15 protein-coding genes and 3 pseudogenes are annotated in these 17,833 nt (G+C 61.4%); 13 read left to right on the plus strand and 5 right to left on the minus strand.

Annotated features, from left to right (window positions below):
* The first annotated feature begins 41 nt into the window (after positions 1 to 41).
* The 5 genes and pseudogenes from pqqA (at position 42) to pqqE (ending at position 3,291) form a co-directional block, all read left to right on the plus strand.
* Entirely contained in the window at positions 42 to 113 is a 72-nt protein-coding gene (gene pqqA / locus NVV94_RS15225) for a pyrroloquinoline quinone precursor peptide PqqA (RefSeq protein ID WP_063607997.1), read from the plus strand.
* A gap of 109 nt (positions 114 to 222) precedes the next feature.
* A pseudogene (pqqB, locus tag NVV94_RS15230) lies at positions 223 to 1,133 on the plus strand (pyrroloquinoline quinone biosynthesis protein PqqB).
* A gap of 10 nt (positions 1,134 to 1,143) precedes the next feature.
* Positions 1,144 to 1,893, plus strand: a complete 750-nt coding sequence (gene pqqC / locus NVV94_RS15235; RefSeq protein ID WP_258443225.1) for a pyrroloquinoline-quinone synthase PqqC — start codon at positions 1,144 to 1,146, stop codon at positions 1,891 to 1,893.
* Positions 1,890 to 2,168 carry a pyrroloquinoline quinone biosynthesis peptide chaperone PqqD gene (gene pqqD, locus NVV94_RS15240; protein ID WP_258443226.1) on the plus strand — a complete coding sequence of 93 codons (279 nt, stop codon included), beginning with the start codon at positions 1,890 to 1,892 and terminating at the stop codon, positions 2,166 to 2,168. Before pqqC ends, pqqD begins: the two co-directional genes overlap by 4 nt.
* A complete protein-coding gene (gene pqqE, locus NVV94_RS15245; protein ID WP_258443227.1) occupies positions 2,140 to 3,291 on the plus strand; it encodes a pyrroloquinoline quinone biosynthesis protein PqqE in 1,152 nt (383 codons plus the stop codon). Before pqqD ends, pqqE begins: the two co-directional genes overlap by 29 nt.
* Positions 3,292 to 3,306: 15 nt before the next feature.
* On the opposite strand, the pseudogene NVV94_RS15250 reads toward pqqE, so the two are convergent.
* Together NVV94_RS15250 and NVV94_RS15255 are read right to left on the minus strand one after the other, a co-directional pair.
* Positions 3,307 to 4,376: pseudogene (locus NVV94_RS15250) on the minus strand (TonB-dependent receptor domain-containing protein); the annotation flags it as partial.
* 140 nt (positions 4,377 to 4,516) lie between these two features.
* A complete protein-coding gene (locus NVV94_RS15255; protein WP_258443228.1) occupies positions 4,517 to 4,915 on the minus strand; it encodes a sigma-70 family RNA polymerase sigma factor in 399 nt (132 codons plus the stop codon).
* A gap of 170 nt (positions 4,916 to 5,085) precedes the next feature.
* Here NVV94_RS15255 and NVV94_RS15260 point away from each other — a divergent pair, with 170 nt between their 5' ends.
* A complete protein-coding gene (locus tag NVV94_RS15260; protein ID WP_258443230.1) occupies positions 5,086 to 6,552 on the plus strand; it encodes a HAMP domain-containing sensor histidine kinase in 1,467 nt (488 codons plus the stop codon).
* Positions 6,553 to 6,661: 109 nt separating this feature from the next.
* Here NVV94_RS15260 and NVV94_RS15265 read toward each other — a convergent pair.
* Positions 6,662 to 7,708 (minus strand): annotated as a pseudogene (locus tag NVV94_RS15265) (DUF3320 domain-containing protein); the annotation flags it as partial.
* An 82-nt stretch (positions 7,709 to 7,790) separates the two neighbouring features.
* Positions 7,791 to 8,699 (minus strand): LysR family transcriptional regulator, encoded by a 909-nt coding sequence (locus NVV94_RS15270; protein ID WP_258443231.1) that lies wholly within the window; start codon positions 8,697 to 8,699, stop codon positions 7,791 to 7,793.
* A gap of 111 nt (positions 8,700 to 8,810) precedes the next feature.
* On the opposite strand from NVV94_RS15270, the gene gcl reads away from it, so the two are divergent.
* The 3 genes from gcl (at position 8,811) to NVV94_RS15285 (ending at position 12,481) form a co-directional block, all read left to right on the plus strand.
* On the plus strand, positions 8,811 to 10,586 hold the full coding sequence (gene gcl / locus NVV94_RS15275; RefSeq protein ID WP_258443232.1) for a glyoxylate carboligase: 1,776 nt from the start codon (positions 8,811 to 8,813) through the stop codon (positions 10,584 to 10,586).
* A gap of 46 nt (positions 10,587 to 10,632) precedes the next feature.
* Entirely contained in the window at positions 10,633 to 11,415 is a 783-nt protein-coding gene (hyi, locus tag NVV94_RS15280; protein WP_258443233.1) for a hydroxypyruvate isomerase, read from the plus strand.
* Positions 11,416 to 11,590: 175 nt separating this feature from the next.
* The gene (locus tag NVV94_RS15285) at positions 11,591 to 12,481 is read left to right on the plus strand and encodes a 2-hydroxy-3-oxopropionate reductase (RefSeq protein WP_258443234.1); all 891 of its coding nucleotides are present in this window, start codon (positions 11,591 to 11,593) and stop codon (positions 12,479 to 12,481) included.
* A 160-nt stretch (positions 12,482 to 12,641) separates the two neighbouring features.
* On the opposite strand, the gene glcC is transcribed toward NVV94_RS15285, so the two are convergent.
* Positions 12,642 to 13,421 carry a transcriptional regulator GlcC gene (gene glcC / locus NVV94_RS15290; RefSeq protein WP_258443235.1) on the minus strand — a complete coding sequence of 260 codons (780 nt, stop codon included), beginning with the start codon at positions 13,419 to 13,421 and terminating at the stop codon, positions 12,642 to 12,644.
* 201 nt (positions 13,422 to 13,622) lie between these two features.
* Between glcC and glcD the strand changes: the two genes are divergently transcribed.
* From glcD to NVV94_RS15310, 4 genes are read left to right on the plus strand one after another with little or no spacing between them, the layout of a single operon-like run.
* A complete protein-coding gene (gene glcD / locus NVV94_RS15295; RefSeq protein WP_258443236.1) occupies positions 13,623 to 15,122 on the plus strand; it encodes a glycolate oxidase subunit GlcD in 1,500 nt (499 codons plus the stop codon).
* On the plus strand, positions 15,122 to 16,174 hold the full coding sequence (glcE, locus tag NVV94_RS15300; RefSeq protein ID WP_258443237.1) for a glycolate oxidase subunit GlcE: 1,053 nt from the start codon (positions 15,122 to 15,124) through the stop codon (positions 16,172 to 16,174). The genes glcD and glcE overlap by 1 nt, the downstream gene beginning before the upstream one ends.
* 9 nt (positions 16,175 to 16,183) lie before the next feature.
* On the plus strand, positions 16,184 to 17,404 hold the full coding sequence (glcF, locus tag NVV94_RS15305) for a glycolate oxidase subunit GlcF (protein WP_258443238.1): 1,221 nt from the start codon (positions 16,184 to 16,186) through the stop codon (positions 17,402 to 17,404).
* 9 nt (positions 17,405 to 17,413) lie between these two features.
* Complete coding sequence (locus tag NVV94_RS15310) at positions 17,414 to 17,818, plus strand: heme-binding protein (protein ID WP_258443239.1); 405 nt, start codon at positions 17,414 to 17,416, stop codon at positions 17,816 to 17,818.
* Positions 17,819 to 17,833 lie beyond the last annotated feature (15 nt).

The following is a 17,833-nucleotide window of genomic DNA, read 5'->3' on the forward strand; positions in this document are numbered from 1 at the left end:
TTCCATTGATGTACCCATCCGACGAACCAGAGGACGCAACCATGTGGACCAAACCGAGCTACACCGACCTGCGCATTGGCTTTGAAGTCACGATGTACTTCGCCAATCGCTGATGCTCCGCGAGACGCTGCGCCGGGCTCCATGGCGCAGCTTCGCTTGCTTGGCCCTGGTTCGCCAGGGTCCTTTTTTGACGCTGTTCCTCAAAGCCGGCCATCACCCCGCATGCATATCCTGATACTCGGCTCAGCCGCCGGCGGCGGTTTCCCCCAATGGAACTGCAACTGCCCCAATTGCCGTGGCGTACGCGACGGTACGATTCGCGCCAAGCCGCGCACCCAATCTTCCATCGCCCTGTCTGATGACGGGGTGAACTGGATTCTCTGCAACGCCTCGCCGGACATCCGCGCGCAACTGCAGGCCTTCGCCCCCCTGCAACCGGGCCGGGCCCTGCGCGATACCGCGCTGGCCACGATTATCCTGCTCGACAGTCAAATCGACCACGTCACCGGCCTGCTCAGCTTGCGCGAGGGGTGCCCGCACCCGGTCTGGTGCACTGACATGGTCCACCAGGACCTGACCAGCGGCTTTCCGCTCTTCAACATTCTCGAGCACTGGAATGGCGGCCTGCTGTGGAACCGCATCGACCTGCACGCCAGCTTCGTAATCCCGGCCTGCCCGGCCCTGCGCTTCACCCCGATACCCCTGCGCAGCGCGGCACCCCCCTATTCGCCTCATCGCCACGACCCGCACCCCGGCGACAACCTGGGGCTGATGGTCGAGGACCTGCGCAGCGGCGGCCGGCTGTTCTACGCACCAGGTCTCGGCCAGGTGGCGAACAGCTCCTGGCGTGGATGGCCGAAGCGGACTGCCTGTTGCTCGACGGCACCCTCTGGCGCGACGACGAAATGCAGCACCAGCGCGTCGGCACCCGCAGCGGCCGGGAAATGGGCCACCTGCCACAGAGTGGCCCCGGTGGGATGATCGATGTCCTGACCGGCTTGCCCCGGCAACGCAAGGTGCTGATTCACATCAACAACACCAACCCCATTCTGGACGAGGACTCTGCCGAGCGTGCCGAACTGGACCGCCACGGTATTGAAGTCGCCTGGGATGGCATGAGCATCGTGCTATGAGGAACCGGCCATGACCACGCCCATGAGCCCCATCGAATTCGAGCAGGCCCTGCGCGCGAAGGGCGCCTGCTACCACATCCACCACCCTTATCATCGGGCCATGTACGAGGGCCGGGCCACCCGCGCGCAGATCCAGGGCTGGGTGGCCAACCGTTTCTATTACCAGGTGAGCATTCCCCTGAAGGATGCTGCGATCCTTGCCAACTGCCCGGACCCTGATACTCGCCGCGAATGGATCCGGCGCATCCTCGACCACGACGGCGTGCCGGGCGAGGACGGCGGTATCGAGGCCTGGCTGTGCCTGGCCGAGGCCGTGGGCCTGGACCGTGAGCAGGTGCTTTCCCAGGAGCTGGTGCTGCCGGGCGTGCGCTTCGCAGTGGACGCCTACGTCAACTTTGCCCGTCGGGCCAGCTGGCAGGAGGCGGCCAGCAGCTCGCTGACCGAGCTGTTCGCCCCGCAGATCCACCAGTCACGGCTCGACAGCTGGCCGCAGCACTACCCCTGGATCGACCCGGTCGGCTATGACTACTTTCGCAAGCGCCTCACAGAAGCGCGCCGCGACGTGGAGCACGGCCTGCGCATCACCCTGGGACACTACTGCAGTTTCGAGGCCCAGCAACGCATGCTCCAGATCCTGCAATTCAAGCTGGACGTGCTCTGGAGCATGCTCGATGCCATGAGCATGGCCTACGAGCTTGACCGCCCGCCTTACCACACAGTGACCCTCGAGCGGGTCTGGCATCGAGGCATATGCTTATGAGCACCTTCGACCTGCAGCGCGTCCCCAGCCTGCGCCCCGGATATCGCCTGCAATGGGAGCCGGCCCAGCAAGGCCATGTACTGCTCTACCCGGAGGGCATGATCAAGCTCAACGAGAGTGCCGCCATCATCACAGCCCTGATCGATGGCCGCAGCGACGTGGCGTCCATCATCCAGCAGCTCAGCACCCGCTACCCGGACGCACTGGAGCTGGCCGAAGACGTCGTGTACTTCATGGAGATCGCCTGTGAACAATTCTGGATCCAACTCGCCTGAGCAGGCGGTCGGCCTGCCGCTGTGGCTGCTGGCCGAGCTTACCTACCGCTGCCCCCTGCAATGCCCCTATTGCTCCAACCCGCTGGATTTCGCCCGGCAGGGCGAGGAACTCAGCACAGCCGAGTGGATCGACGTGTTCCGCCAGGCCCGTGAGCTGGGCGCGGCGCAGTTGGGTTTCTCCGGTGGCGAACCACTGGTGCGCCAGGACCTGGAAGAGTTGATTCGCGCCGCCAGCGAGTTGGGCTACTACACCAACCTGATCACCTCCGGCATGGGCCTGGGCGAGGCGCGCATGGCCGCCTTCAAGGAGGCCGGGCTGGACCATATCCAGATCAGCTTCCAGGCTGCCGACGAAACCGTGAACAACCTGCTGGCCGGCTCGCGCAAGGCGTTCGCCCAGAAGCTGGCGATGGCGAGGGCGGTCAAGGCCCAGGGTTACCCCATGGTGCTCAACTTCGTCACCCACCGGCACAACATCGACCAGATCGAGCGCATCATCGAACTCTGCCTGGCCCTGGAGGCGGATTTCGTCGAGCTTGCCACCTGCCAGTTCTACGGCTGGGCCGAGCTGAACCGCGCCGGGCTATTGCCCACCCGCGAGCAACTGCAGCGTGCCGAACGCATCACCCATGAATATCGGGCCCGGCTTGCCGCCGAGAATCATCCCTGCAAACTGATCTTCGTCACCCCGGACTATTATGAAGAGCGACCCAAGGCCTGCATGAACGGTTGGGGCAACCTGTTCCTCGACATTACCCCGGATGGCACCGCGCTGCCTTGCCACAGTGCCCGGCAGCTGCCGGTGCAGTTCCCCAACGTGCGCGAGCAGAGCCTGCACCACATCTGGTACGAATCCTTCGGTTTCAACCGTTTCCGCGGCTACGACTGGATGCCCGACCCCTGCCGCTCCTGCGACGAGAAAGAGCGCGATTTCGGCGGCTGCCGTTGCCAGGCCTTCATGCTCACAGGCGACGCCAGCAATGCCGATCCGGTGTGCGCCAAGTCCCCGCAGCACGGCGTCATTCTTGCCGCCCGTGAAGAAGCCCGGCACAGCCTCAAACCAATCGAGCAGTTGACCTTTCGCAACGAGCGCAATGCCAGAATCATTGCCAAGAGCCGTTGAGGTGCCAGGCCTAACTTGGCAGATACGGAACAGGCTTGTGGTGACCGCAAAGCTGCCCAGGTCGTATTTGGCGCCGACCTCCAGTTGTTTGCTGCGATACGGCGCGAAGACCTCGTTGGGGTTATTGGCTGTGGTCGGGGCCGTTTCACCCTGGGTCGGGCCCTCCATGTAATTGCTGTACAGGGACAGCTGATCGGTATGCGTACTGATATCAAAGAAGTTCGGCTGCCCAGGACGCGGCACTTCAACAGACTCATAGAGATTGCTGGTGCTGCGGGCGTAGCGCTCACCGGCATTGTCGAAATCCATATCGAAGCGATTCAGGCTCAGGTTCACGGTATGGCCGACCGGCCCGGTGTTGAACCCGTTGCGCAAGCCGACAGTGGCGGTCTTGACGTCTTCATCGCGGCGGAAAGTGCGCGGCGTGAGGTTCAAGTCGCCGTTATCCCTGTTGACCTGCACTGCATGACGGAGAAAGTCGTAGTTGCCCTTGCGCGCCCCGGCGGCGGCATAGACCAGCGCAGGGCGCCGAAGGTGTCCCTGGTTTGAGAGTACGTCCAGGGTTGGGCGAAGTTGTGGTCGATGTCTTCAGCCTTGGGCATCTTCACCCCGGCCGCGACTTCGACACGTTCGAGCGGCGCATCCGCGCGCCGCTCCTGATACCCCAGGTCCATGGACAGGCGTACCCGTTCTTCGCGCAGGTCCAGGCCGATCACCCCGGTTTCACGCTCGATCTGCTGGTGATCCCATTCAGTGTCGCCGGGCAGGCGCACGCCATTGAAGCGCACGCCGAAGCGCTGGTCGTCCCCGAAGCGTCGGCCGACATCCACGGCACCGCCGACCTGCCCGGCAGACACATAGCTGCCGGTGATTTCGGTAATCGGTGCATTGCTTTCACGTTTGGGCTCGACGTTGATGCTGCCACCCACGCTGCCGCGAGGCGCGATACCCGCCAGTAATGCACCCGGCCCCATGAGAATATCCACGTGCTCGGCGATTTCGACATCGATCGCATAGGTCGGCAGGATCCCGTAGAGCCCACCGTAGGACACGTCACTGTTGAACAGGCTGAGCCCGCGAATGGAGTCGTGGCTGGAACAACGCTCGCGCCAGCGCTGCAGAGCGGCTCGGCCCTGTTCATTGGCGGCACCGGACTCCAGCAATGCCATCCATTGTGCAGCGGCCCGCGCTACCTGGCGGGCTTCGGTCGAGGGTGCCGGGCTGATCACAGTTCCACCAGCAGGCAATGCTCGTAGGCTTGCGCCATGTAGCGTTTGACGGTGCGCTCCGACACCCGCAAGCGCTCGGCGATCTGCTGATAACCCAGCCCTTCCAATTGGCTCCAAAGAAACGCCCGCTGTAATGCCGCCGGCAGCCCGTCGAGCAATTCATCCAGCGCTTGCAGGGTTTCGAGCAACAACCAGCGCTGCTCGGGTGACGGCACACAGTCTTCGGGCAGCGATGCCAGGGCATTGAGGTATGCCTGCTCCAGACTGCGACGCTTGTAAAAATTAGTCAGCAGCCGCTTGCCCATGCGTCGCCGCAGCCAGCTCTCCAGCCAGCTGCTGTGGTCGCGAAACAGGTCTTGGAGGGTTTGCTCCGCCAGCATCGCTGCACCACTCATATCAGGAGGTCCCGCATCAAAAACCAACTTAAATGAGACTCATTCATATTAATGTTTGATCGATAAACCAAGCCCTTTTATGCAGTGGTTCAGGAAGAATTTGAAAAACCGCCACCGGTGGTGATTCACACTGCTATAAAGGCAGAAACAGAGCGTGATAGGGACATCCCATGAGTGCAGCGTCGGTCTGGTCCAGGTATGTGAAGCCGCAACAGGCGACCCAAATTGCTCCCACCGAGCCGTTCAACCTGCTGCGGTGGTTTTCGCTGATCAGTTTCATCATCATCAGTGTTGTGGCCTTCGGGCTGGGCACCATTTCGACCCGCTTTCTGGTAAACGAAAGCCTCGAGCGCGATGCCATGCTGTCGGCGCAGTTCATCCAGTCGGTGGCACAGGGTGAAATTCGCCATCACGGGCTCACCGGAATGCAGATAGGCGATGTCCTCGCCGCCGCCCAGTACGCAATGCTGACCGACGAAACAACGCAGAACCGACATCGTGCGCGCTCGGAGTTTCTCGACCACCTCACCCACCTGCCCGACTCCCTCCTGACCACCATTTACTCACCCGCTCGGGTTGTCGTCTGGTCGACCAATCGGCAGCTTGTTGGAAAGCGGATTACCGACGATGAGGCGCTTGAAGAGGCATTCAACTCCAGGGGCCAGGTTTTCGCCAAATACAGCGAAGTCGAGGAAGGCCGTAGCGAGCAGCAATTCCTGCGCGCGCCCAGCATGTTCTTCATCGAGAACTACATCCCCCTGATGGATGATCAGGGCAATGTCCTGGCGATGGTCGAGATTTACAAGGAACCGGTCGACCTGATCGAAAGGGTCAATCGTGGCTACAGGATAATCTGGCTGGCCACCGCAATCGGCGGCTTTCTGATCTATTTCGCACTCTATTGGATCGTTCGCCGGGCCTCGGCCCTGCTGGCGTCTCAGCAGAATCAACTGGTTGCCAACAAAACCTATGTTGGCCTGGTCGAGATGTCCACCGCTGTAGCCCACAGCCTTCGTAACCCCCTGGCTTCCATCCGATCCAGCGCCGAGTTGGCCCAGGTAGTGCTAGGCCAGCCGGCACAGCAGTACAACGCCGATATCATTAGTCAGGTCGATCGGATGTCGGGGTGGGTGCGTGACCTGCTGTTGTGCCTGCGTCCCCTGCGCGGAGAGTCGGAACAGATAGAGCCAATGGCGGCCGTGCACGACGCCTTGAACGGCTTCGACCAGCAGCTAAGCAGATCGAACATCCAGGTCGAGGTCATCGACGAGCCAACACCACGGGTGGTCAGCCATCAGCTGTTGCTCGCCCAGGTACTCAACAGCGTGATTGCTAATGCCATCGAGGCCATGCCGGACGGCGGTCGTTTGGTGATCCAGGCCCAGTTGGACGAAAGTCGTCAATGGCTACAGCTCACCCTCGATGACACCGGTATGGGAATGTCACGGCAGCAGGAGATGATGGCCTTCAAATCGTTCTACACCACCAAGCACGGTGGGCTTGGAATTGGTTTGACCATGGTGAAGCAGATCATGGAACGTTTCGGCGGCACCGTCAGCCTGACCAGCCGCGAGCAGAAAGGAACCAGGGTGTGCCTGAGCTTCAAGGTCGTCGGGCAAGGGGATAACGCGACATAGCGCCTTCGACTGGACCCGACGCCCGGGCCCACTCTCTCGTTCCAACGCGCGTGGGAACGAGAACATGCAGGTGTAGTCGGAATCTACCTGAGCACTAAACTCTTCCCCTTCACCCGAATCGTTCCTGCAGAACGCGTTCGATACGCTCCCGGGCAGGACCGGTCAGGCGCTTCACGCCCAGCAAACGAGCAATCTCCAACGCCTGATCCCCCGCATCGACGAGGGCTGCCGCCACCCGCAGCTCTTCGGCGGCGATCTCCTCCACGGATCTCGCGTCATTGGCCGAGACCGGCACCCGGTAGGATGACCACGTCGCCACATCTTCCTGCGAGTGCCAGACAAACTGCTCGTCAGGGCCGGCTTTCTGCAGATGGTGGTTGCGCTCGGCCAGCTCCAGCACCCGATCGCGGATCAAGCGTCCCGAGCGCTGAAACCCATGGGCTCTGGCAATACGCTGAACCAACAGCGAGTCGAGTATGGGGGCTTCCTGCTGCAGCACGTAGTGGATTACCTCCATCAATACCGAGGTGTATTCCGGGAAATGAAACAGGTCGGCATTGATGCGCTCGCCAATGGCTGTCAGGTCGGCAACCCGATATTCACCCCGTACAGGCTTGGCAGTCGTACCCGCTCGGGCAACTCGCAGTTGCGGCTCTTCGATGTCAGCTGTCGTCGACGACTTCTCGACCGTTTCAACTTGAAACACCGTTTTGTCTTCTTGCATCTCGCCCTTGGTGAACGTCAGCGCGGGTGATGCCGCCGGCAACGCCGGCTCAACGGGCAACACCTCGGCACGCGAGCGCGCAAGCAACGCCTCAAGTGCCCCATGCAGGCGCTGGAGCGCGCCGGTCATGTCCACCCACCACTCGGTAGACCAGAGTCGATCCAGTTTCCAGCCAAGACCTTGTAGCATCGCGCTGCGGACCTTGTCCCGATCGCGGGCCGTGGCGGCGCTATGTTAAGTCGCACCATCGCACTCGACGCCAGCCAGGTAGTCGCCGGGCCTGTCCGGATGAACGATACCGAGGTCGATACGAAAACGGGATACGCCGAGCTGCGGGACGACCTGCCAGCCTTTGCGTCGCAAACCCTGCGCGACAGCTTCTTCGAACGGTGAGTCATAGCCGCCTACCGAGCCTTGTGTGGTAGATCTCAGCCAGGAACATGTTCAATGCCTGGACCCGTTGAATGCAGCCGCGCTCGACGATCTGCCGGCGGCCGCGAAAACTGAGTGCAACCTAGTGCTTTTCCCAGTAGCCGGGTGAGTTGTAGACCGACTTCAGATAATCAATGAAGTAACGTATTTTTGTCGGCAGAAAGCTTTGCTGGCGATAGACAGCTTGAATGTCGTAGTTAGGCATCGCGAACTCATCAAGCACCGTTACCAACTCCCCGCTCTTGAGCTCGTTATAGATTTCCCAGGTGGAGCGCCAGCCAATCCCGAGCCCTTGGCGCATCCAGGTGAACAGCAGTTCACCGTCATTGCAGGCGAGATTGCCGCTGACCTTCATTGCGACCTGCTTGCCGTCTCGCAGGAAGGTCCAGCCGCGCTGTTGGCCACCCTGCAGCGTGAATGCCAGGCAGTTGTGATCGGCCAGATCCTCAAGCGTCGAAGGCTTGCCGTGCCTGGCGAAATATTCTGGAGTGCCGCAGACCACCCGCCGATTGGGGAATAGCCGGACTGCCACATAATTTGGGTCAGTCACCTCACCGATGCGGATGCTCAAGTCATAGCCCTCGTTCACCAGGTCGATCACGCTGTCGGTCAGGTTGAATACCAGCTTGAGGTTGGGGAACTGCGCCTGGAAGCCAACGGCATGTGGGGCGACATGGTGCCTGCCGAAGGAGGCCGGCGCTGACACCAGCAGGTTCCCTTTCACCATGGAACCACGGCTGCTGATGTCCGCTTCCACGTCATCGAATTCGCGCAGCAGCTCTTTTGCTCTCTCCAGCAAATGCTCTCCCAGTTCGGTTAGTTGCAAACCGCGGGTCGACCGGTGCATCAGCTTGACGCCCAGGCGTTTTTCCAGTGCATCCAGGCGTCGACCGAGGATTGCCGCCGTCACTCCCTCGCTTAAAGCAGCAGCCGCGAAGCTACCTTTCTGGGCGACCTGGACGAAGCTACTCCACTCTGTGTAACGGCCCATTCGATACCTTTTATATCGACAGAATCTAATTTTTAGGGGTTCTACTGGGTTATAGGCTAATCCAGACTGGCATCCATTACAAAAATATCGACTGACTCAAAGGAGAACAAGATGGCCAGAATGAGAGCAATAGAAGCTGCCGTCCTGGTGATGCGCCGCGAAGGTGTAAATACCGCTTTTGGCATTCCCGGTGCAGCCATCAACCCGCTGTACTCTGCCCTCAAGAAAGTCGGCGGTATTGATCACGTCCTCGCTCGCCACGTTGAAGGCGCCTCGCACATGGCCGAGGGCTACACCCGCACCAAGGCCGGCAACATCGGTGTGTGCATCGGCACCTCCGGCCCTGCCGGCACCGACATGGTCACCGGCCTGTACAGCGCCTCTGCCGACTCCATCCCGATTCTCTGCATTACCGGCCAGGCACCCCGTGCACGGATGCACAAGGAAGACTTCCAGGCCGTCGACATCACCAGCATCGTCAAGCCGGTGACCAAGTGGGCGACCACTGTACTGGAACCCGGCCAGGTCCCTTACGCGTTCCAGAAAGCCTTCTACGAAATGCGCTCCGGCCGCCCAGGCCCGGTGCTGATCGACCTGCCGTTCGACGTGCAGATGGCCGAAATCGAATTCGACATCGAAGCCTACGAGCCGCTGCCGGTACAGAAGCCGGCCGCCAGCCGCATCCAGGTCGAAAAAGCCCTGGCCATGCTCGACACCGCTGAACGTCCGTTGCTGGTTGCCGGTGGTGGCATCATCAACGCCGATGCCAGCGACAAGCTGGTGGAATTCGCTGAACTGACCGGCATCCCGGTCATCCCGACCCTGATGGGCTGGGGCATTATTCCTGATGACCACCCGCTGATGGTCGGCATGGTCGGCCTGCAGACTTCGCACCGCTACGGCAACGCCACCCTGCTGAAATCCGACGTGGTTCTGGGTGTCGGCAACCGTTGGGCCAACCGTCACACCGGTTCGGTCGACGTCTACACCGAAGGCCGCCGCTTCATTCACGTCGACATCGAACCGACCCAGATTGGCCGCGTATTCACCCCGGACCTGGGCATCGTTTCCGATGCAGGTTTTGCCCTGGACATGTTCCTGGAAGTGGCACGCGAGTGGAAAGCCGCCGGCAAGCTCAAGGACCGCAGCGCCTGGCTGCAAGACTGCCAGCAGCGCAAAGGCAGCCTGCAGCGCAAGACCCACTTCGACAACGTGCCGGTCAAGCCGCAGCGTGTGTATGAAGAGATGAACCAGGTGTTCGGCAAGGACACCTGCTACGTCAGCACCATCGGTCTGTCGCAGATTGCCGGCGCGCAGTTCCTGCATGTGTACAAGCCACGCCACTGGATCAACTGCGGCCAGGCCGGCCCGCTCGGCTGGACCATTCCGGCAGCCCTGGGCGTGGTCAAGGCGGATCCCGCGCGCAAGGTCGTGGCCTTGTCCGGCGACTATGACTTCCAGTTCATGATCGAAGAACTGGCCGTGGGCGCGCAGTTCCACCTGCCATACATCCACGTCGTGGTGAACAACTCCTACCTGGGGTTGATTCGTCAGTCGCAACGCGGCTTCGACATGGACTACTGTGTACAACTGGCGTTCGAGAACCTCAACGCACCGGAACTCAATGGCTATGGCGTCGACCACGTCGCCGTCGCCGAAGGCCTGGGTTGCAAGGCCCTGCGCGTGTTCGAACCGGCCGAAATCCAGCCGGCGCTGCGCAAGGCCCAGGAATTGATGGCCCAGTTCAAGGTACCGGTCGTGGTCGAGATTATTCTGGAGCGGGTCACCAATATAGCCATGGGCACCGAGATCAATGCGGTCAACGAATTCGAAGACCTGGCCCTGGTCGGCAACGATGCACCTACTTCAATCATGCTGCTGGATTGAGATAGTTATGTTCCTGAAGACGAATAATTGAGTTAAGGAGACAACCATGCCGCGTTTCGCCGCCAACCTGTCCATGCTGTTCACCGAGCAGGACTTCCTCGCCCGTTTCAAGGCTGCCGCCGATGCCGGCTTCACCGGGGTCGAGTACCTGTTCCCGTACGATTTCACCTCGGCTGACATCAAGGCACAACTCGATGCCAACGGCCTGACCCAGGTGTTGTTCAACCTGCCTGCCGGCGACTGGGCCAAGGGTGAGCGCGGGATCGCCTGCCACCCGGACCGCGTCGAGGAGTTCCGCTCTGGCGTGGATCTGGCCATCGCCTACGCCCAGGTGCTGGGCAACACCCAGGTCAACTGCCTGGCCGGTATCCGTCCGCAAGGCCTTGAGTGCGCCGTGGTCGAAGAGACCTTCGTCGCCAACCTCAAGTACGCCGCCGACAAGCTGCAAGCGGCCGGCATCAAGCTGGTCATGGAAGCGATCAACACCCGCGACATTCCCGGCTTCTACCTGAACACCACCCGCCAGGCCCTGGCGATCCAGGAGAAGGTCGGCAGCGCCAACCTGTTCCTGCAATACGACATCTACCACATGCAAATCATGGAAGGTGACCTGGCGCGGACCATGGCCACGCACCTGCCGCAGATCAACCACATCCAGCTGGCCGACAACCCCGGCCGCAACGAGCCGGGCACGGGCGAGATCAACTACCGCTTCCTCTTCGAACACCTGGACCGCATCGGCTACCAGGGCTGGGTGGGCTGCGAATACAAGCCGCTGACCACCACCGAAGCCGGCCTGGGCTGGTTGAAAACCCATAACGTGATCTGAAACCAGGGCGCCGATTGGCCCCGACTGACTGAACACCTGTAGCCGCTGCCGCAGGCTGCGCTGGAGTCCCGCTGGGGCTCCCCGGCGATCTTGAGATCCTGCGCCTGCTGTGCAGGCGAGCGCAGCCTTCGGCAGCGGCTACATCGGCCCCCTTACAAGAAAAGAGGCAATTCTCATGGCTAAAATCGGCTTTATCGGCACCGGCATCATGGGCCACCCCATGGCACTCAATCTGCAGAAGGCAGGCCACAGCCTGTTCCTGTCCGCCCACCACGATCCAGCACCGGCTGACCTGATCGCCGCAGGCGCCGTGGCCCTGGCCAACCCGAAGGAAGTGGCCCAGGAAGCCGAATTCATCATCATCATGGTGCCCGATACCCCGCAGGTCGAAGACGTACTGTTCCGCGAAAACGGCATCGCCGACGGCCTGAGCCCGAACAAGATCGTCATCGACATGAGCTCGATCTCGCCATCCGCGACCAAAGGCTTCGCCGCCAAGGTCAACGCCAAGGGCGCGCAGTACCTCGACGCACCGGTTTCCGGTGGCGAAGTCGGCGCCAAGGCCGCGACCCTGAGCATCATGGTCGGTGGCGACGCCGATGCCTTCGAGCGCGCACTGCCGCTGTTCCAGAGCATGGGCAAGAACATCACCCTGGTCGGCGGCAACGGCGATGGCCAGACCGCCAAGGTGGCCAACCAGATCATCGTCGCCCTGAACATCCAGGCCGTCGCCGAGGCCCTGCTGTTCGCCGCCAAGAACGGCGCCGACCCGGCCAAGGTGCGTGAAGCGCTGATGGGTGGCTTCGCTTCGTCGAAGATCCTCGAAGTGCACGGCGAGCGCATGATCAAGGGCACCTTCGATCCGGGCTTCCGCATCAGCCTGCACCAGAAGGACCTGAACCTGGCCCTGCAGGGTGCGCGCGAGCTGTCGATCAACCTGCCCAACACCGCCAACGCGCAACAGGTGTTCAGCACCTGCGCGGCCATCGGTGGCAGCAACTGGGACCACTCGGCGCTGATCAAGGGGCTGGAGCACATGGCGAATTTCTCGATTCGCGATAAGTAAGTCATTTGTTTGGCCGGGATGATGGGGGCCTGTTCGGGCCTCATCGCTGGCAAGTCGAGTCGTCGCACCGCAGCTCCCACAAAGTACAGCTACGTACGCAATACCTCTGTGGGAGCTGGCTTGCCAGCGATGGCTACAACACCACTTTCCCGGCCACTTTTTACTTCCAGCCTTCCAGGCGCATGGTAGCCCGAACCAGTCGTTGCTCTTCCTGCTCGATTTCTCGCAAGTTGTCACGCACGCCGTGTATATGCTCGCGCGCTGCACGCTGAGCCTGTTCCGGCAGTTGCTCTATGACCGCATGGTAGAGGCGCGTGTGTTGCCGGTCTATCTGGCGTTTCTGTGCCGGCCTGTCGTAAAGGTTGTTCACGGAAGCAAACACCGTACTCAGCATCAGCTCGTTGAGTGATTGCAGGGTGTAAACCAGAACGGGGTTGTGGGCAGCCTCACTGATCGCCTGATGAAATGCATGATCACGTCGCGCATGTTCCCTCGGATCATGTGAATGCGGCCCTTCATGAGCCGCAATCATCTCCTCGTAACGCCGCTTTATCAGCAACCGATCAACGTCGGTGGCACGCAGGGCTGCCAAGCGCGCGGACTCGCCTTCAAGCAACGCGCGCACTTCCAACAAATCGAAGAGTGTGCGCGGTTGTGAGCTGAACAAATGCATCAATGGCGTCGTGTCCTCTACGCGACTCAAGTCCGCCACGAACGAGCCACGGCCCTGCTCCGTATCCACGATGCCGCGCCCACGCAACACGCGCAATCCCTCCCGCAGAGCCGACCGCGAACACCCCAGTTTCTCCACCAGCCGTCGCTCGGAGGGGAGTGCCTGACCGACCTTGAGAACGCCATCGACTATCAGCCGTTCTATGGACTCTGCCACCTGGTCAGCCACTCGCGGCCTGCCCTGCTTGCCCACACTGCCATTTGGCATTGACGCCCTCCTGAAACTGGTAGGACCAGTGAAAGAACTGGTTGAAATCATGACCAACAGTATCTCTATGGGCCCGTGCTTTCTATGGGTTCATGGATACTTTTCAAGAAAAACTGGTAGGACCAGTACTCAGGCACATCGACTCTGGCAATCGCTTGATTCAACCTTCAACAACAATAAAAACCACAACCTGTGAGCCTTATGAACATTCTCTACGACGAGCGCGTCGACGGCGCACTGCCCAGAGTTGACAAGGCGGCACTGCTTCGCGAGTTGCGCCAAGCCTTGCCTGACATGGAAATCCTGCACAGCCAGGAAGATCTGAAACCCTACGAATGCGATGGCCTGTCGGCCTATGTCACCGTGCCGATGCTGGTGCTCTTGCCTGAGCGGATCGAACAGCTGCAGACAGTGCTCAAGATGTGCCGGGCCCGCAACGTACCCGTGGTCGCCCGCGGTGCCGGCACCGGTTTGTCCGGGGGTGCACTGCCATTGGAGCAGGGCATTCTGTTGGTGATGGCGCGCTTCAATACCATCCTTGAAGTCAACCCCGAAGGCCGCTTCGCCCGCGTGCAACCGGGCGTGCGCAACCTGGCCATTTCTCAAGCGGCAGCGCCTCACGGCCTCTACTATGCGCCGGATCCTTCCTCGCAGATTGCCTGCTCCATCGGTGGCAACGTGGCCGAGAATGCTGGCGGAGTCCATTGCCTGAAATACGGCCTGACCGTACATAACCTGCTCAAGGTCGACATTCTCACCATTGAAGGCGAGCACCTGACACTCGGCAGCGACGCCCTCGACTCCCCTGGTTTCGATCTGTTGGCGCTGTTCACAGGCTCCGAAGGCATGCTCGGCATCGTGACTGAAGTCACGGTCAAGCTGCTGCCCAAACCCCAGGTGGCGCGTGTTCTGCTGGCCAGCTTTGACTCGGTGGAGAAAGCCGGTCGCGCTGTCGGCGACATTATCGCCGCCGGCATCATCCCCGGCGGCCTGGAGATGATGGACAACCTGTCCATCCGCGCCGCCGAAGATTTCATCCATGCAGGCTACCCGGTGGATGCCGCGGCCATACTGCTTTGCGAGCTCGATGGCGTCGAGGCTGACGTGCAGGACGATTGTGCGCGCGTCGAGGCCGTACTCAAGGCCGCCGGGGCCAGCGAAGTGCGCCTGGCACGGGATGAGGCCGAACGGGTCAAGTTCTGGGCCGGACGCAAGAATGCCTTTCCGGCGGTCGGACGTATCTCGCCCGATTACTACTGCATGGACGGCACCATCCCGCGCCGCGAACTTCCCCGGGTGCTGCGCGGTATCAGCCAATTGTCCGAAGAGTACGGCCTGCGCGTGGCCAACGTGTTCCACGCCGGTGACGGCAACATGCACCCGCTGATCCTGTTCGATGCAAACGTTCCCGGTGAACTGGAACGGGCCGAGGCCATCGGCGGCAAGATTCTGGAACTTTGTGTAGAGGTCGGCGGCAGCATCACGGGTGAACACGGCGTAGGCCGCGAAAAGATCAATCAGATGTGCGCGCAGTTCAACAGCGACGAGCTGACCCTGTTCCACGCGGTGAAGGCGTCCTTTGACCCTTGTGGCCTGCTCAATCCTGGCAAGAACATCCCGACCCTGCATCGCTGTGCCGAGTTCGGATCAATGCACATACACCACGGCAAACTGCCCTTCCCCGAACTGGAGCGTTTCTGATGCGACACGATCACGACGCCAGCGCGGCATTGCTGGAACAGGTCAACTACGCTCTCAACGAGCGCACCGCACTGCGCATCCAGGGCGGCAACAGCAAGTCCTTCATCGGCCGCCCAGTGACTGGCGAGGTACTCGACACTCGAAGCCATCGTGGCATCGTCAGCTACGATCCGACTGAACTGGTCCTGACCGCACGCGCCGGAACGCCGCTTACCGATATCGAGGCGGCTCTGGAAAGCGCAGGACAGCTGCTGCCGTGCGAGCCACCGCATCTGGGCCAAGGCGCGACGCTCGGCGGCATGGTTGCCACCGGGCTCTCCGGCCCCCGCCGCCCCTGGTCTGGTTCGGTGCGCGACTATGTGCTCGGCACACGGGTGATCACTGGCCACGGCAAGCATCTTCGATTCGGCGGCGAAGTCATGAAAAATGTCGCGGGCTACGATGTGTCGCGATTGCTGACCGCAAGCTTCGGTTGCCTGGGTGTCCTTACCGAAGTCTCACTGAAGGTGCTGCCCAAGCCGCGAGCGTGCATGAGCCTGAGCCTGGAGATGGAGGTGTCCCGGGCACTCGGCGCGCTCGCCCAATGGGGCAAGGAACCCATCCCGATCACAGCGGCCTGCTACGACAGCGGTGCATTGCATTTGCGCCTGGAGGGCGGCGAAGGCTCAGTGCAGGCTGCTCGGCTGCGCCTGGGTGGAGAGGAGATCGGTAGCGGCTACTGGCAGGACCTGCGCGAACAACGCCTTGCTTTCTTCACCCATCCCGCACCGCTGTGGCGCCTGTCCCTGCCGAACAACACGCCGCCGCTAGCCTTGCCCGGCGAACAACTGATCGACTGGGGTGGTGCCCAGCGCTGGCTCAAGTCGGGTGCCGACGCCAGTCTCATCCGCCACACCGTCGCGCAAGTCGGTGGTCACGCCACCTGCTACGGCAAAGTCGACGATCCCTTCCCGCCACTGAGCGCTCCGCTGCTGCGCTACCACCAGAACCTCAAGCGCCAGCTCGACCCCCAGGGGATTTTTAACCCCGGTCGCATGTATGCAGAAGTCTGAGATAAAACCATGAAAACCAATCTTAGCGAACAAGCCAAGCTTCTGCCCCGCGCCGAAGAGGCCGAAAGTATCCTGCGCTCCTGCGTGCACTGCGGATTCTGCACCGCCACTTGCCCGACCTATCAACTGCTGGGCGATGAGCTGGACAGCCCCCGGGGACGGATCTATCTCATCAAGCAGGTGCTCGAAGGCCAGGCAATCACTGCAAAGACCCAGATGCACCTGGATCGTTGCCTGACCTGCCGAAATTGCGAGACCACCTGTCCCTCCGGCGTGCAGTACCACAACCTGCTGGATATCGGTCGGGCGGTGGTCGAGGAAAAGGTGCCACGCTCATTTGGCCAGCGCGCCCTGCGTGAAGGACTTCGCGCTGTAGTACCGCGCCCGACACTGTTCAAGGTGCTGACAAAAACCGGTCAGGCCTTTCGCCCGCTGCTGCCGGCGGCACTTCAAGCAAAGCTGCCGCGCCAGCCGCAGCCAGCCATGCCACGTCCGCAGACCCGATATCTTCGCCAGGTGCTGATACTCGAAGGCTGCGTACAACCGACGCTGTCGCCCAATACCAACGCCGCCGCTGCCCGAGTGCTGGATCGCCTGGGCATCAGCATCACGGCAGCCCGCGAAGCCGGTTGCTGTGGCGCAGTGGATTACCACCTCAACGCCCAGGAAAAAGGGCTTGAGCGGGCCCGTCGCAATATCGATGCATGGTGGCCGGCCATCGAGGCCGGCGCCGAAGCCATTGTTCAAACGGCCAGTGGGTGCGGCGCCTTCGTGCGTGATTATGGCCATCTGCTTGAGAACGATCCTGCCTACGCAGCCAAAGCCAAACGGGTCAGCGAACTCGCCAAGGACCTGGTCGAAGTATTGCGTGACGAGCCATTGGAAAGCCTGGGGATCAATGGCGACAAGCGTCTGGCATTCCACTGCCCCTGCACCCTGCAACACGCACAGAAACTCGGTGGTGCAGTGGAAACCGTGCTCACTCGTCTGGGTTTCAATCTGACCAACGTGCCGGATAGCCATCTGTGCTGCGGTTCGGCTGGCACCTATTCACTGACCCAGCCGGAGCTGTCGCTGAAGCTGCGCGATAACAAAATGAACGCGCTGGAACGCGATAAACCCGAGGTCATCGTCACAGCCAACATCGGCTGCCAAACCCACCTGGGCGGCGCCGGGCGAACCCCCGTGCGCCATTGGATCGAGCTTGTGGAACAAGCCCTGTTTTCTTAGGAGTCAGACATGCAAAGCAAAGCCGTACTCAGTCACGCCGAAATCACCCGCATCCTCAGCAACGCTCGCGAAGAGGCCCAGCGCAACCAGTGGGCGGTTGCCATCGCAATAGTCGATGACGGGGGGCATCCCCTGGCGCTTGAACGCCTTGACGGCTGCGCGCCGATCAGCGCCTACATCGCGATTGAAAAGGCCCGAAGCGCGGCGCTTGGCCGGCGTGAAACCAAAGGCTACGAAGAGATGGTCAACAACGGTCGCACCGCCTTCCTCAGCGCTCCGCTGTTGACTTCACTCGAAGGCGGCGTTCCGGTCATGGTCGATGGCCAGGTGATCGGCGCGGTCGGGGTGTCGGGCGTCAAGGCCGAACAGGATGCCCAGGTCGCCAAAGCCGGAGCCACTGCGCTCCAGGCGTAAACAGTTTTAGCCCCA

The organism is Pseudomonas sp. LS1212 (assembly GCF_024741815.1).
Lineage (GTDB): Bacteria > Pseudomonadota > Gammaproteobacteria > Pseudomonadales > Pseudomonadaceae > Aquipseudomonas.

Excerpts from the sequence above, each read along its gene's own strand:
- pqqC (WP_258443225.1), top strand. The coding sequence starts at position 1,144 with ATGACCACGCCCATGAGCCCCATCGAATTCGAGCAGGCCCTGCGCGCG.
- pqqD (WP_258443226.1), top strand. The coding sequence starts at position 1,890 with ATGAGCACCTTCGACCTGCAGCGCGTCCCCAGCCTGCGCCCCGGATAT.
- NVV94_RS15255 (WP_258443228.1), bottom strand. The coding sequence starts at position 4,915 with ATGAGTGGTGCAGCGATGCTGGCGGAGCAAACCCTCCAAGACCTGTTT.
- NVV94_RS15260 (WP_258443230.1), top strand. The coding sequence starts at position 5,086 with ATGAGTGCAGCGTCGGTCTGGTCCAGGTATGTGAAGCCGCAACAGGCG.
- NVV94_RS15270 (WP_258443231.1), bottom strand. The coding sequence starts at position 8,699 with ATGGGCCGTTACACAGAGTGGAGTAGCTTCGTCCAGGTCGCCCAGAAA.
- gcl (WP_258443232.1), top strand. The coding sequence starts at position 8,811 with ATGGCCAGAATGAGAGCAATAGAAGCTGCCGTCCTGGTGATGCGCCGC.
- hyi (WP_258443233.1), top strand. The coding sequence starts at position 10,633 with ATGCCGCGTTTCGCCGCCAACCTGTCCATGCTGTTCACCGAGCAGGAC.
- NVV94_RS15285 (WP_258443234.1), top strand. The coding sequence starts at position 11,591 with ATGGCTAAAATCGGCTTTATCGGCACCGGCATCATGGGCCACCCCATG.
- glcC (WP_258443235.1), bottom strand. The coding sequence starts at position 13,421 with ATGCCAAATGGCAGTGTGGGCAAGCAGGGCAGGCCGCGAGTGGCTGAC.
- glcD (WP_258443236.1), top strand. The coding sequence starts at position 13,623 with ATGAACATTCTCTACGACGAGCGCGTCGACGGCGCACTGCCCAGAGTT.
- glcE (WP_258443237.1), top strand. The coding sequence starts at position 15,122 with ATGCGACACGATCACGACGCCAGCGCGGCATTGCTGGAACAGGTCAAC.
- glcF (WP_258443238.1), top strand. The coding sequence starts at position 16,184 with ATGAAAACCAATCTTAGCGAACAAGCCAAGCTTCTGCCCCGCGCCGAA.
- NVV94_RS15310 (WP_258443239.1), top strand. The coding sequence starts at position 17,414 with ATGCAAAGCAAAGCCGTACTCAGTCACGCCGAAATCACCCGCATCCTC.